The following is a 14,117-nucleotide window of genomic DNA, read 5'->3' on the forward strand; positions in this document are numbered from 1 at the left end:
GCAGGCGCTTCGACTCCATCATCCACAAGAATTGATGCGTAAAACTTACCTGTTTTACTCAAACTGACAGTAATGCTTTTTACTGCACCCGTAATTTCACGATGAATATTTGCCTTTACAGGCTGCACCTTGGGCAACTTAACAGCCCCATCCAGCACTTTAACACCCACACAGTGGTAACTCGACTGTTTGCCGTGCTTGCGTTTAAATTGCGGGAATTTGGCTTTTAACTTCGGGTTGAAGAAGTTGTCAAAGGCTTGGTGAAGGTTGATGACCGCCTGCTGTAAGGCGATTGAATCATATTGTTTCAACCAGTGGTATTTTCGTGATGTCTTAGCAACGGCAAGCAGCGGTTTTATGTCTTTTTTGGGGTTCAGCGTAATCCTGCGCTTGCGATACATATGAGACTTTAAATGCAGAGCCTTGTTGTACGCGAAACGCACAGCGCCAAACTGAGCTATTAAAAACTCAGCCTGCTCTTGAGTTGGGTAAATGCGTACTTTTGTCGCTCTTAACATTTAAATCATGAAACTGTATAGATAACCAGTATTCTCCTGATATAACTTTGCTTGTCAAGGAAGTTGAGGCTTCACCTCAATCGCTTTATACCCCCGCCCAATTGGGCGAGGGTTTACGGCGAAATTGCTAATGCTTCACGCATTAAAAACCGCGTCAGTGCCGGTCCGTTAACCTGAATAGTATCTGAACCTTGCCGCCATTGCCGCAATAGCTGTTCAATGATCGGAAAAATCAGTGCTTTAATTTCGGCGTCCGTGCTGTTGCTGCGATCAAGTTCCTCAATAATAAGCTCGGGTACATGCACACTGGCGATTGGTTCACCGCGATCGAACAGATTAATGGTGACATCGGTAAACTGCAGTTGCTCTAACTGCCAACTGACGGCCTCGTCGCTCGCCTGTGCCGGCTGATAGCGAGGTTTCTGTAATTGCTGCAGCTTATCCAACAGTTGGTGAAGATTAGACTGCCCAGTGCCATAGTAGGCCAGCGTTAACTGCGCTCCCGATAAACGCAACTGTTTGATCGCAACCCGCTGTTGCCCGAGTGACTGCCAGTCTCCGGCCAGTTCGATCTGGTCGGCAATGATCAATTGATTCAAGGGCTCGGACAATTGTGCCACTCGGGTTGCCAGCCGCACCTGGCGTGCGCTCAGTTCATCGGTCAGTCCATTAACCGTCAGCTCGCCGAGGTGCAGATCGGCATTTAATTGCGTTGCCGCTGACTCGGTCAGTTGTTGAGACAGCCGCTGCGAAATACTTTGCTGGGCATGTCCGGCAAAGCTCAGCAAACTGACGAACAGAAAAAATAAGGAAGTCGCGTATCGCATGGTCTGATTTACCTGTTAGTTGCCACGTATCGTAAAAGCCCGGGTAATAATCGCATAATCTTTGACGCCTGCGCGTAAAAGTTTGTTAATCTGAGACAACAAAAACAAAGGAGAAGCTCAATGAAAACATCTCTCGCGTTAGTTGCCGGGTTGTCACTGCTGGGTTCAGTAGCAGCAGCGCCGGTCGCATACGCACAACAAAATCCCGCAGAACACTTGCGCCAAATCGCCATCGAAACCACCTCTGTTACGGAACACAGCGTTGAAATCAATGGCGAAACGGTCGATTACACGGCAACCGCAGGCACCCTGCCGGTTTGGAATGACGAAGGGCATCCGACCGCAACGTTATTTTACACCTATTATCAACGCGAGGACGTTGATAACCGAGCCGAGCGTCCAATTGTTTACTCCTTTAACGGCGGCCCGGGTTCAGCCTCGGTGTGGATGCATCTGGCCTATACCGGCCCTAAAGTCCTTAACTTAAGTGACGAAGGCTACCCAGTTCAGCCTTATGGCGTGCAGGATAACCCGCACTCTATCCTGGACGTTGCCGACATTGTTTTCATTAACCCGGTTAACACCGGCTATTCGCGGGTTTTACCCAATAAAAATGGTGAAATGCCGTCAAAACAACAGCAACAGGACATGTTTTTTGGTGTCAACGCGGATGTCCAGTATTTGGCCGAGTGGATGACAACCTTCACCAGCCGTTACAACCGCTGGCAATCGCCTAAATTCCTGATTGGTGAAAGTTACGGTACGACGCGAGTGTCAGGTTTGGCCAATGCGCTGCAAAACCGCCAATGGATGTACATTAATGGCGTTATTCTGGTCTCACCAACGGACATCGGCATAGACCGTGACGGTCCAGTAAAAGACGCCAATCAGCTGCCTTACTTTGCCGCAGCGGCCTGGTATCACGATGCCCTGCCGGAAGACCTACAGAGCAAAGATTTACTCGACGTTCTTGCCGAAGTTGAAGATTATACCTTTGACACCTACCTGCCGGCATTGGCGCAGGGAACCCGTCTATCCGAACAGCAACAGGATCAAGTCGCCACCGCCGTTGCCCGCTATTCTGGCTTGTCAAAAGAAGCGGTGTTATCCAATAACCTGGCACCCAGCACGTCTTACTTCTGGAAAGAGTTATTGCGTGACCGCGACCGTACCATTGGTCGTCTCGACTCGCGCTACCTTGGCATCGACGGCCGCCGTGCCGGTGACCGCCCTGACTATAACGCGGAGTTAAGTTCCTGGCTGCACTCGTTCACCCCAGCGATAAACTATTATCTGCGGGAAGAACTTAACTTCATTACCGACGTAAAATACAACATGTTTGGTCCGGTGCACCCATGGGATCGCAGCAACAACAATACCGGTGAACAACTGCGCCAGGCAATGGCCGCTAACCCGTATTTGAACGTGCTGATTCAGGCAGGTTATTTTGACGGTGCAACGAACTACTTTGACGCCAAATACACGATGTGGCAACTGGATCGCAGTGGTCTGATGAAAGACCGCATTGGCTTTAAAGGCTATCGCAGCGGTCATATGATGTACTTGCGCCGTGCTGATCTGGAAAAATCCAACGATGATTTGCGCGAGTTCATCCAGCAGTCGTTACCGGCTGCGGGTGTACCAGCGGAATATAAATAGCCCGAACTGGGGGTTGACAAGCTGACCACAACTGGTTAGTTTGTCAGTCAATAAGTAACTATACAAGTTAGATGAGAGCAATGCTGAATACGCAAATCCAAACGACTGTACAACATTGGTGGTGGCACTTCTCGCAAGAGCGGGTCGTGACGTCGTGCGTATAATTTACTCATCGTAGTCAACAAAAACCCGCTCCATCGAGCGGGTTTTTTTATGTCCTTCGATGGAGCAACCGACAAAAATTTCAGCTTGGAGTATGTAGGGTGAATAACGAACAAATCGAAGGACAGGTTGACAGCTTACGGGTTGATCTCCCCTATCAGGCCGATACCGACAGGGTCTATCAGGCACTGTGCAGCAATGATGATGGCGCCGGCACAGGCCGCCACTTATTGCTCGACTCCGCCGATATTGGCACTAAACGTGCACTCAAAAGCCTGTTGCTTATTGATACCGCGCTGACCTTAACGTGCCGCGGCCAACGGGTCATGATCGAGGCCAACAGTGATAATGGTGCACAACTCCTGCCGTTTCTGGCCGCCACACTGACACCGTCGATACAGCGTGAACAAACAGCCACCACGCTGGAACTTGAGTTTCCGCAGCCGACCTTCGATCAAACCGAAGAACAACGTTTAAAAGCGTTATCCAATATGGAACCGCTGCGGCTATTACAGCAACGCCTGACAAAAGCTAATGACGAAGCTCGCAACAACCCTTTTTCTATCTTCCTGGGAGGTGTGTTTGGCTACGACTACGTTGCCAGCTATGAGCAACTGCCGCCGGTAGCCGAGGGCGAAAACAACTGTCCCGACTATGTTTTTTATCTGGCGGAAACCCTCTTAGTCGTTGATCATGAGCAACAACGCAGCGAGTTAATTGCCAGCTTCTTCAGCCAGGGTGGTGCTCGCAACGACAGCGACCAACAGCGCTACCATCAACTGACACAGCGGATCGGTCAACTGGCTGCTCAATGCCAGTTACCGTCGCCGCCAATGTCTACGACGGCACAACCGCCAGCCACACCGGCGATCACTGAAGTGAGTCCATCGGCTGACCGTTTCCGGCAGATAGTGATGCAGCTTAAGGAAAACATTCTTGACGGTGACATCTTTCAGGTGGTGCCATCGCGTCGTTTTAAACTGCCCTGCAATAATCCATTAGCGGCCTATCAGCGACTGAAGCAGAACAACCCGTCTCCCTATATGTTTTTTCTTAGCCACCCGGATTTCTGTTTGTTCGGCGCCTCGCCCGAATCCGCGCTTAAATATCAACAGCAGAGTAATCAGGTTGAGCTCTACCCTATTGCCGGTACTCGTCCTCGCGGACGCAATGCGGATGGCTCAATTAACCTGGATATTGACGGCAGAATGGAGCTGGAATTACGGCTCGATGAGAAAGAGCTCTCCGAACACCTGATGCTGGTTGATTTAGCCCGTAATGACCTGGCGCGAATTTGCCAACCCGGCAGTCGTTATGTCGCCGATCTATTGAAAGTCGACCGTTATTCACAAGTGATGCACCTGGTATCACGCGTGGTCGGCCAATTGCGACAGGATTGCGATGCGTTACACGCTTACCGCGCCTGTATGAACATGGGAACCCTGACCGGAGCACCGAAAGTCAGTGCTGCACGCCTGATCCGTGAGGTTGAACAACAGGGACGCGGTAGCTACGGCGGAGCGGTAGGTTATCTGGCCGGAAACGGTGACATGGATACCTGCATCGTTATTCGGTCAGCGTTTGTCAAGGATCAGCAGGCCATCGTGCAGGCCGGCGCCGGTGTGGTCTATGACTCTGATGCCGATGCCGAGGTCGCAGAAACTGAAAACAAAGCCAAAGCGGTGCTGATGGCGATTCAGCAAACATACGCTGAGGAGGGAGCCTTATGAATAACGTTAACTCATCCGCCACCGTTAACGCGCGCATCGTACTTATCGACAATATTGACTCGTTTTCATACAACTTAGTCGATGAGCTGTCGCAGCTGAATTATCAACTGGTGGTGTATCGAAATACCGTACCGGCTGAAACTGTCATCGCTGACCTGCAACAATTCAACGGTCCACAAGTGGTCTGCCTGTCACCCGGCCCGGGCCACCCGCGCAGTGCCGGCAACCTGATGACGCTGCTTGAATTTTGCGCCGGGCGTTACCCGCTACTGGGCATTTGTCTGGGCTTTCAGGCACTGATTGAGTTCAGCGGCGGTCGGGTCGCCCGCTGCGGTGAAGTGGTACACGGCAAAACCGCCGACATGACCACCCGCGAACATCCGATCTTTACCGGTGTCAGCAGCAATAACCGCTGTGTTGTCGCGCGCTATCACTCCCTCAGCGGCTATGACCTGCCGGCCACCGTTAACGTTATCGGCGATGTTAATGGCATCCCGATGGCGGCCGAATTCAGCGCCTGTCAGGCGCTTGGTTTTCAGTTTCATCCGGAATCTCTGTTAACGCCCAAAGGCAAGCAGTTACTGGCCAACAGCATGACCTATTTATTGTCACAACAGGTGTAGGAAAGACAGTATGAAAAGTTTAGATCAACTTCTTAATGGACAAACCTTGTCGCAACAGGACAGCAAAGCGTTTTTCCAGCGCCTGGTAAAAGGCGAACTGAATGACACGCAGATCAGTGCCGCGCTGGTCGCCATGAAAATGCGCGGTGAAACACCGGCCGAACTAGCCGGCGCTGCGGAGGCGGTGCTGGAAGTGTGCAAACCGTTCCAACGTCCGCAACAAACCGTTGTCGACAGTTGCGGTACCGGTGGTGACGGCAGCAATACCATGAACATCTCCACCACTGCCGCGTTGGTGGCAGCCTCAATGGGCGTTTGTGTGGCCAAACACGGTAATCGCAGCGTTTCCTCCCGCTCCGGCTCTGCCGACGTGCTGGAAACTCTGCAACTGCGTACCAACCTGGATCCGCGTGATGCCGCACGTCAACTCGACGATAACCGTTTCTGCTTTCTGTTCGCTCCGCACTATCATCCCGGTATTAAATACGCCATGCCGGTGCGCCAGACACTAAAAACACGTACACTGTTCAACCTGATAGGACCATTGGTCAATCCGGCGCGTCCGGACGCTCAGTTGCTGGGGGTCTACAGCCCCGAGTGGGTGCGGCCAATGGCTGAAACCTTGCAACGGCTTGGTGTTAAACGAGCCATGGTGGTGCACGGCAGCGGCCTTGACGAACTGGCATTGCATGGCCCCAGCCAGGTGGTTGAATTAAAGGATGGCGAATTGCACGAGTACCCGTTGAGCCCTGCTGATTTTGGTTTACAGCAGGCCGACCTGAGTGAGCTAAAAGGAGGCGACGCTGACTGTAATGCGCGCATCTTAAAGCAGGTATTGGCCGGCGCCGGCAGTGTTGCCCAGCAACAGTCGGTGGCTATGAACGTGGCCGCGTTATTGTGTCTGACCGAACAGTTTGACGATCGGAAACAAGCGGCCGCCGCCACTCTTGAACACATTCAAAGCGGTCAGGCATTAACCCACTTAGAACAAATCCAACAAGCGCAGGAGACCTATCATGTCTGAGAACATCCTGGCAGGCATTGTCGCCGACAAAGTTGAGCAAAACCAACAGCAGGCACAGCGTTATCCGTTGGCGAGCTACCGCGAGCGGTTACAACCGAGTGATCGCAGTCTTTACGCGGCATTATCACAACCTCAGGCCGGCTTTATTCTCGAGTGCAAAAAAGCGTCTCCGTCAAAAGGCCTGATTCGTCCGGATTTCAACCCAGTGACCTTGGCACGAGCTTATCAGCCATACGCGGCGGCCATTTCCGTGTTAACCGAACCAGCCCATTTTCAGGGTAGCCTGGATTATTTATCCGCCGTCCGCGCCAGTGTTCATCAGCCGGTACTGTGTAAAGACTTCTTTATCGATGAAGAACAAGTGTACCGGGCGCGCTACTTTGGTGCTGATGCCGTTTTGCTGATGTTGTCGGTGCTGGACGACGACCAGTACCAACAGTTGGCTGCCGTCGCCGAATCACTGCGGATGGATGTCCTGACAGAAGTGGCCAACGCTGACGAAATGCAGCGCGCCAGCGCGCTGGGCGCGCGTATTATCGGTATTAATCACCGTGATCTGACCAATTTAACCATCAACCCTGACCGCAGCGCCGAATTGGCTCCGCTGGCGCCTGCCGACGCTTTGCTGATTGCCGAGTCCGGTTTTTCCACACATCAGGATATTCGTCGGGTTGCACCTTATGTTAATGGCTTTTTGGTTGGCAGCGCATTAAGCGCCCACAATGATGTTGATGCGGCCTGCCGCACGCTCATTTTTGGCGACAATAAAGTCTGTGGCCTCACCCGCGCCGAAGACGCTCTGAATGCAGCAGCGGCCGGTGCACGCTACGGTGGGCTGATTTTTGCCAAACGTTCACCGCGTTGTGTGTCACTGTCCCAAGCACGTGACATCATCCGTGCAACGGACACCCTTCGGTTTGTCGGCGTATTCGCCGATCAGCCGCTCAATGAAGTGGCACAAACCGCATTAGAACTGCAACTGCACGCCATTCAATTACACGGACATGAGGATCTCGACTACCTCAGTCAATTGCGGCACAAACTGAAATTGGCGGGCGCCGAGCACATTCAGTTATGGCAGGCTATTCGCGTCGATGATGCGATGGATCTTGAACATTTACCCGGCGCTGACCGTATTGATCGACTGGTGCTCGACAATGGTGCCGGCGGCACCGGCAAAACCTTTGACTGGAACGCGTTGGATAGGTTGCCGGTGAGCGCACGTCAACGCTGCCTGCTGGCCGGCGGTATCAGTCCGGAAAATGTTGCCGAAGCGGTTCAACACGGCATCGCCGGCGTCGACAGTAGCTCCAGATTGGAAGCCGCACCAGGCATCAAGGATGCCGCCAGAATACAACAGCTATTTACTACGATTCGGGGTTATGGTCGCTTTGCCGGACAGACCTCTGCACAATCATCTTCAGACAGTTATCAGGAGGCAGTATGAGTCGCTCTCTCTCAGCCTATTTTGGCGATTTTGGCGGACAGTTCGTACCTGAAATTTTGTTACCGGCATTGGACCAGCTAGAACAGGCCTTTATCGACGCTCAGCAGGATGAAGACTTCCAGGCCGAATTCCGTGGTCTACTAAAAAACTATCTCGGGCGCCCGACACCCTTGAGTTTATGTCGTAATTTGCCGTTAACATCACCGAATAACACGAAAATTTACCTTAAACGTGAAGATCTGCTGCACGGTGGTGCCCACAAAACCAATCAGGTTCTGGGTCAGGCGTTACTGGCCAAACGTATGGGAAAAACTCGGATTATCGCCGAAACCGGCGCTGGCCAACATGGCACAGCCACCGCGTTGGCCTGTGCCCTGCTGGATTTAGAATGCATTATTTATATGGGTAAAAAGGACGCTGAACGGCAACAGCCGAACGTGTTCCGGATGGAACTCATGGGCGCTAAAGTGGTGCCTGTTGATACCGGTAGCGGTACCTTAAAGGACGCCGTTAACGAAGCCTTACGCGACTGGACGGCCAGTTATCCTAATACCCACTACCTGTTAGGTACTGCCGCCGGCGCTCACCCGTTTCCAACCATTGTGCGCGAATTTCACCGCATGATCGGCGAAGAAGCCAAAGCGCAAATCATTGAGCAGGCCGGCCGTCTGCCGGATGAAGTTATCGCCTGTGTGGGCGGCGGTTCCAATGCGATTGGTATGTTTGCCGATTTCATCGATGACGAAGACGTTGCACTGGTGGGCGTGGAACCAGCCGGCAAAGGCGTCGATACGCCACATCACGGCGCCACCCTGACCGCCGGCAAACCAGGCATTCTGCACGGTTGCATCTCGTACCTGATGCAAACGGACGAGGGCCAGATCGAAGAGTCGTATTCCGTTTCGGCCGGTCTTGATTATCCGGGTGTCGGGCCGCAACATGCGCATTTAAAGGCCATTGGTCGCGCCCGTTATGAATCCGTGACGGATGACGAAGCATTAGAGGCCTTTCAGTTGTTATCCCGTCACGAAGGCATCATCCCAGCGTTAGAATCGGCCCATGCCCTGGCCTATGCGTTAAAACGAGCAGCCGAAGCGGATGCGCCGGAGATCCTGCTGATCAACTTGTCCGGCCGAGGCGATAAAGACATTGACCACGTACGTCGCATATTTGCAGAACAACAAGCACAACAGGAGACCCCGTAATGAGCCGTTATGACGCTATGTTCTCAGCTTTAAAGGAACGTCAGCAAGGTGCCTTTGTGCCGTTCGTTACCATCGGTGACCCCAACCCTCAGCAAAGTCTGAAGATCATCAAAGCTTTGATCGATGGCGGTGCAGACGCACTGGAGTTGGGCTTGCCCTTTTCTGATCCGGTGGCTGATGGTCCAGTTATTCAACGCGCCAACTTACGGGCATTAACGGCCAACACTAAATTTCAGGATATTGTCGACATTTTGCGTGAAGTACGGGCTTATGCGCCTAATATCCCAATTGGCTTGCTGGTCTATGCAAACCTTATTTATGCTAAGGGCGCTGACAACTTTTATGCAAAAATGAGCGAAGTTGGTGTCGATTCGGTGCTAATCGCTGACGTTCCCACCAAAGAAGCCGCTCGTTTTGCCGATTTGGCCAAGCAGCACGACATCGATGCCGTGTTTATCTGCCCGCCGGACGCCAGTGACGCCTTGTTGCAAAAGGTTGCGCAGCATTGCTCCGGTTATGTCTATCTGCTCAGCCGTGCCGGTGTAACCGGAGCGGAAACGCAAATGCAGGCACCGGCCGCTGAACTGGTCGAGAAATTAAAGACCTATGGCGCTCCTCCGGTGTTGCTCGGCTTTGGCATTTCTCAGCCCGCCCATGTCAGCAAAACCATCAGCGCCGGCGCACAGGGCGCTATCAGTGGCTCTGCGGTAGTTGCGATCATCGAGAAAAACCTCGACAATGAGCCCGCACAGTTGCAGCAGTTGCAACAATTTGTTGCCGAGATGAAAGCGGCAACCTAGATTCGTTATTCACGTAGTAGGAGAAGTCGATGGCCCTGATCTTAGAGTATTTGCCAATTATTGCGTTTTTCGTGTTTTACAAACTGGCAGATATTTATGTCGCAACCGGAGTGCTTATGGCAGGTACGGTGCTACAGTTGGTCGGGCTAAAACTGCTAAAACACCCGCTGACAACCCGACACTGGATCATTTTGGCGGTGGTGATGGTGTTTGGTGGTGTTACTCTGCTGCTCCGTGATGACTGGTTCATCAAGCTGAAAGTCTCTATCGTTTATCTGGCTATCGCAGTGATGTTATTGGGCGGCTTACTGTGGAAAAAACGCAGCCCGCTGCAGGCCATGCTCGGTAAAGACATTCAACTGCCGGCGCAAGCATGGAAGCGCCTTACTTACGCCTGGGTTATCTTTTGTGCCGCACTGGCGGCACTCAATCTCTACATTGCCGAATTCTGGAGCCAGGAAGCCTGGGTCAACTTTAAAGTGTTCGGCATTCTCGGTATCACACTGGTGTTTACCATTGGCACTGGTGTGTATATGTACCGCCATGCAGAACAAGAGGAAGCACGGCAATGATGTGGTTTGTCATTTTTGCGGAAGACCATGAAGATTCACTGGCCGCCAGAAAACAGGCGCGGCCGGCTCATTTGGAACGTTTAAAAGCATTGCAAGCCGACGGACGTCTGTTGGTCGCGGGGCCATGCCCTGCCATCGCTGAAAAAGATCCCGGCGCGCTGGGCTTTACCGGCTCCGTCGTCATTGCCGAGTTTGATTCGCTTGAGCAAGCCCAACAATGGGCCAATGATGACCCTTACTGGGCGGCTGGTGTCTACAAAAAAGCAACCGTAAAACCCTTTAACGCCGTGTTACCCGACTGACCAGCATCTTCTATGCAAAGCATTGAGCTAACGGCTGATCAACGCTATCTACATTGCGTTCGCTTTGAGCCGCAACAGCCGCCGTGTGCAACGCTGGTGATTGCCGCAGCGCTCGGGGTTAAGCAGCGCTTTTACCAGCCGCTGGCAAAATGGTTGTGTGAACAAGGCTACCGGGTCATCACATTTGACTATTACGGCATTGGTCAGTCGCTCGACAAACCCATTCAGCGCATCGATACCGACATCATCCAGTGGGCAGAACAGGATATTAACCGCGTACTTGCGTACGCCATCGACTGTCAGGACGATGAACCGTTGCTTTATCTGGCTCACAGCCTCGGCGGTCAAATCGTGGCGTTGGCAGATAATGCCGCCGCCATCGATAAAATGGTCACCGTCGCCAGCGGCACCGGTTATTGGCGTAACGCCAGCCAACAAGTGCGCCGAACCTCTTGGTTACTCTGGTATTTTGCGGTACCTATCTCCACCCCGATAGCCGGCTACTTTCCCGGCAAAAAACTTCGCATGGTGGGTGATATGCCGGCCAATGCCATGCGTCAATGGAGCCGTTGGTGCCGCAGTAAAGACTATTTATTTGACCACCTCGATGCACAACAACAGCAACGTTATGCGGCTTTTGACCGTCCCATAACCGCCTTTCATATCAGTGACGATGAGCTGTTAAAGCGTGATAACATCGAGAACTTACTGGCGCATTACCCCAATGCACCCTCAACACTCAATGACTTAACGCCGTCGATGACCCCGCACGAAGGGATCGGACACTTTAATCTGTTTCGCTCCGAATTTAAGCACAGTCTTTGGCAAAATCACTTGCTTCCGGCCTTGCGCCTCGACTAAAGTCATCATTCTGACGATGATTTTTACAATGTGAAGAGTGAGTATGCACTACCAGCTCGAACTTGCACTATCCCTTCTGGCGGCACTGGCGATTGGCTTGATGATCGGTATCGAGCGGGGCTGGAGTGGGCGTGACAGTGGTGACGGTGAACGTCTCGCCGGGGTTCGTACCTTTAGCCTGATTGGTCTTTCGGGGGGTATTTTCGCAATACTGGGTCAACTGTTCGGCAACGCACTGATTGTCACCGGTTTTATCGTCACCAGCCTGCTGATCGCTGCCTCTTACATTGGTCACACACGACAGTCCGATGACTCTGGTATCACCACCGAATTCTCGATGCTCATCACCTTTGCCCTGGCAGTTTGGGCTGCGTCGGGAAATCCGTTACCGGCGCTGAGTGTCAGCGCGGTCGTCGTGGCGTTGCTCGGCCATAAGCAACGTTTGCATTTATTGTTAAAAAAAATCACCCCTCAGGCATTTTATTCCGGTATTACTCTGTTACTGATTTCGGTGGTGTTGCTGCCACTCCTTCCCGATAAAGGCTACGGTCCCTGGCAGACGCTCAATCCCTACTGGACCTGGTGGATGGTGGTGCTTATCTCGGGTCTGTCGTTTGTCGGTTATTTGCTGACACAGTTGCTGGGGCAACGACGCGGCACACTGTTAACCGCTATTGCCGGCGGCTTAGCCTCGTCCACCGCGGTTACGCTGACCATGGCTCGCTTTGCGCAAAAGCAACAGGGCAACGTGCTTTATGTTATCGCCATGCTACTGGCGTCCAGTATTATGTTTCCACGTGTCCTGATTGAAGTGTTTGTGGTCAACCGTCAACTGCTTGCATCACTGTGGTTACCGATTGCCCTGATGCTGGCCGGACTGATTCTGGTATTACTCTGGTTATATCGTTTACACCAACGCAACGGTCAACCTGAGTCGCCGGAGCTGGAGCTGAACAACCCTCTGCAGCTATCGACGGCATTAAAGTTTGGCATATTCCTGGCACTCATCATGTTATTGGCCGAAGCCATGAAAACCTGGTTTGGCGATGCCGGTGTTTACACGCTGGCGGTTGTGTCCGGACTCATGGACGTCGATGCGATCACGTTGTCGCTGTCAAAATCAGCACAGAACGATCTGGCTGATCGAGTGGCAGCGCTGGCCATTGTCCTGGCCTGCGCCAGCAATACACTGTTGAAAGGCTTTGTCTTCGCGGCCATTGCTGGCTTCCGACAACACCTTCGCTACGCCTTGTTGATGTTACTGGGCATCACACCGGGAGTGATCACAGCATTGATCCAACTTACCCTGTAAACAGTAATAATTTAGTGAATGGATTGTCGTATTTCTGTCACATAACTCTGGCAGACTGTTGCTCGTTAAAGACAATCCACTCCCTGGATTAGACCTTTTCGCCCCTTACCTTTTTGTAAGGGGCTTTTTTATTTCCGCGCGGATTTCATCACAGCATCATTTAACTGTCATGCGACTGTCACCTTAGTCAGTGAAAGTAATACAGCGAGCACAGCAACGAGGAATGAGCATGCCTTATTCAGCGCCAAAATACCGCGTCAACGCACTGTTTTTATCCGATTTGCACCTTGGTACTTCATCCTGTCACGCCGAATCGGCGATGGAATTACTGAATAGCATCGATTGCCGGCAACTGTACTTGGTTGGCGATATACTCGACCTTTGGGTGATCAAACGCCGCAGCCTTGGACTGCCCGAAGCTCACCTGCAGGTAATAAAAAAGATTTTATCGCTAGCCCGTGACGGCACTGAAGTTATCTACATTACCGGTAATCATGACGAAGGCTTTCGCCATGTTCTTAAGGCCTACCCATTTGATTACGGCTTAACCAATATTAAGCTGTGCAATCGTCACGACTACGTCAGCCGTTGCGGCGCGCGTTACCTGGTTATTCATGGTGATCAGTTTGACAAGGACGTGCACTGTCACCCTTGGCTCAGTTGGCTGGGAGACTCAATTTACAGCGCCTTATTACGAATTAATCGTTGGTGGAATAAAGCCCGTACCCATAAAGGGCATGGCTACTGGAGCCTGGCATCCGCGGTTAAGTCACGCTCGGCGCGTGCATTAAACTATATTAACGACTACGAACTCGCAGCCAGCGAATTTGCCAAACGCAAAGGTTACGATGGCATCATCTGCGGCCACATTCACGTTCCGGCCGATAAACAGCTTAACGACACTCATTATTTGAATACCGGCGACTGGCAGGATTCCTGCTCTGCCGTGGTTGAACACTGTAATGGTGAGTTCGAGTTGCTGTGCGCCCAAAGCTGGTTGCGCAGCCGCGCTAACCAAGAAGTCTTACTGGCGCGCGTGGTATAAAAAAGCGGCCTGCGAAAGCAGGCCGCCGTT

General features: G+C 52.3%; 14 protein-coding genes. 12 read left to right on the top strand and 2 right to left on the bottom strand.

What is annotated here, in order from left to right; genetic code table 11:
• Nucleotides 1-518: RNA-guided endonuclease InsQ/TnpB family protein (locus tag CWE23_RS12465; protein ID WP_157982931.1), on the bottom strand; the 518-nt coding region annotated here is incomplete at its 3' end.
• Between the two features lie 113 nt (nt 519-631).
• Complete coding sequence (locus CWE23_RS12470; RefSeq protein ID WP_241970642.1) at nt 632-1,345, bottom strand: DUF748 domain-containing protein; 714 nt, start codon at nt 1,343-1,345, stop codon at nt 632-634.
• Between the two features lie 120 nt (nt 1,346-1,465).
• Between CWE23_RS12470 and CWE23_RS12475 the strand changes: the two genes are divergently transcribed.
• The 12 genes from CWE23_RS12475 (at nt 1,466) to CWE23_RS12530 (ending at nt 14,087) form a co-directional block, all read left to right on the top strand.
• Nucleotides 1,466-3,004, top strand: coding sequence for a S10 family peptidase (locus tag CWE23_RS12475; RefSeq protein WP_126820430.1), 1,539 nt, complete (start codon nt 1,466-1,468; stop codon nt 3,002-3,004).
• A 263-nt stretch (nt 3,005-3,267) separates the two neighbouring features.
• Nucleotides 3,268-4,896: an anthranilate synthase component 1 gene (locus CWE23_RS12480; RefSeq protein ID WP_126820431.1), complete on the top strand. Its 1,629-nt coding sequence runs from the start codon at nt 3,268-3,270 to the stop codon at nt 4,894-4,896.
• The gene (locus CWE23_RS12485) at nt 4,893-5,519 is read left to right on the top strand and encodes a glutamine amidotransferase-related protein (protein ID WP_105306826.1); all 627 of its coding nucleotides are present in this window, start codon (nt 4,893-4,895) and stop codon (nt 5,517-5,519) included. Before CWE23_RS12480 ends, CWE23_RS12485 begins: the two co-directional genes overlap by 4 nt.
• Before the next feature lie 10 nt (nt 5,520-5,529).
• Nucleotides 5,530-6,543 carry an anthranilate phosphoribosyltransferase gene (trpD, locus tag CWE23_RS12490; protein ID WP_105306827.1) on the top strand — a complete coding sequence of 338 codons (1,014 nt, stop codon included), beginning with the start codon at nt 5,530-5,532 and terminating at the stop codon, nt 6,541-6,543.
• A complete protein-coding gene (trpCF, locus tag CWE23_RS12495) occupies nt 6,536-7,990 on the top strand; it encodes a bifunctional indole-3-glycerol-phosphate synthase TrpC/phosphoribosylanthranilate isomerase TrpF (RefSeq protein WP_105306828.1) in 1,455 nt (484 codons plus the stop codon). Before trpD ends, trpCF begins: the two co-directional genes overlap by 8 nt.
• Nucleotides 7,987-9,195, top strand: coding sequence for a tryptophan synthase subunit beta (gene trpB / locus CWE23_RS12500; RefSeq protein ID WP_105306829.1), 1,209 nt, complete (start codon nt 7,987-7,989; stop codon nt 9,193-9,195). Before trpCF ends, trpB begins: the two co-directional genes overlap by 4 nt.
• The gene (trpA, locus tag CWE23_RS12505) at nt 9,195-9,995 is read left to right on the top strand and encodes a tryptophan synthase subunit alpha (protein ID WP_126820432.1); all 801 of its coding nucleotides are present in this window, start codon (nt 9,195-9,197) and stop codon (nt 9,993-9,995) included. The genes trpB and trpA overlap by 1 nt, the downstream gene beginning before the upstream one ends.
• 29 nt (nt 9,996-10,024) lie before the next feature.
• Entirely contained in the window at nt 10,025-10,567 is a 543-nt protein-coding gene (ispZ, locus tag CWE23_RS12510) for a septation protein IspZ (protein ID WP_105306831.1), read from the top strand.
• Nucleotides 10,567-10,869, top strand: a complete 303-nt coding sequence (locus tag CWE23_RS12515) for a YciI family protein (RefSeq protein WP_105306832.1) — start codon at nt 10,567-10,569, stop codon at nt 10,867-10,869. The genes ispZ and CWE23_RS12515 overlap by 1 nt, the downstream gene beginning before the upstream one ends.
• Nucleotides 10,870-10,881: 12 nt before the next feature.
• A complete protein-coding gene (locus CWE23_RS12520) occupies nt 10,882-11,730 on the top strand; it encodes an alpha/beta hydrolase family protein (RefSeq protein WP_105306833.1) in 849 nt (282 codons plus the stop codon).
• 43 nt (nt 11,731-11,773) lie between these two features.
• The gene (locus CWE23_RS12525; protein ID WP_126820433.1) at nt 11,774-13,042 is read left to right on the top strand and encodes an MgtC/SapB family protein; all 1,269 of its coding nucleotides are present in this window, start codon (nt 11,774-11,776) and stop codon (nt 13,040-13,042) included.
• A 229-nt stretch (nt 13,043-13,271) separates the two neighbouring features.
• A complete protein-coding gene (locus CWE23_RS12530; protein WP_126820434.1) occupies nt 13,272-14,087 on the top strand; it encodes a UDP-2,3-diacylglucosamine diphosphatase in 816 nt (271 codons plus the stop codon).
• The last annotated feature ends 30 nt before the right edge of the window (nt 14,088-14,117 follow it).

Source organism: Idiomarina aquatica (genome assembly GCF_003987185.1).
Lineage (GTDB): Bacteria > Pseudomonadota > Gammaproteobacteria > Enterobacterales > Alteromonadaceae > Idiomarina > Idiomarina aquatica.

Coding starts and splice junctions, on each gene's coding strand:
- CWE23_RS12470 (WP_241970642.1), bottom strand. CDS start 1,345: ATGCGATACGCGACTTCCTTATTTTTTCTGTTCGTCAGTTTGCTGAGC.
- CWE23_RS12475 (WP_126820430.1), top strand. CDS start 1,466: ATGAAAACATCTCTCGCGTTAGTTGCCGGGTTGTCACTGCTGGGTTCA.
- CWE23_RS12485 (WP_105306826.1), top strand. CDS start 4,893: ATGAATAACGTTAACTCATCCGCCACCGTTAACGCGCGCATCGTACTT.
- trpD (WP_105306827.1), top strand. CDS start 5,530: ATGAAAAGTTTAGATCAACTTCTTAATGGACAAACCTTGTCGCAACAG.
- trpCF (WP_105306828.1), top strand. CDS start 6,536: ATGTCTGAGAACATCCTGGCAGGCATTGTCGCCGACAAAGTTGAGCAA.
- trpB (WP_105306829.1), top strand. CDS start 7,987: ATGAGTCGCTCTCTCTCAGCCTATTTTGGCGATTTTGGCGGACAGTTC.
- trpA (WP_126820432.1), top strand. CDS start 9,195: ATGAGCCGTTATGACGCTATGTTCTCAGCTTTAAAGGAACGTCAGCAA.
- ispZ (WP_105306831.1), top strand. CDS start 10,025: ATGGCCCTGATCTTAGAGTATTTGCCAATTATTGCGTTTTTCGTGTTT.
- CWE23_RS12515 (WP_105306832.1), top strand. CDS start 10,567: ATGTGGTTTGTCATTTTTGCGGAAGACCATGAAGATTCACTGGCCGCC.
- CWE23_RS12520 (WP_105306833.1), top strand. CDS start 10,882: ATGCAAAGCATTGAGCTAACGGCTGATCAACGCTATCTACATTGCGTT.
- CWE23_RS12525 (WP_126820433.1), top strand. CDS start 11,774: ATGCACTACCAGCTCGAACTTGCACTATCCCTTCTGGCGGCACTGGCG.
- CWE23_RS12530 (WP_126820434.1), top strand. CDS start 13,272: ATGCCTTATTCAGCGCCAAAATACCGCGTCAACGCACTGTTTTTATCC.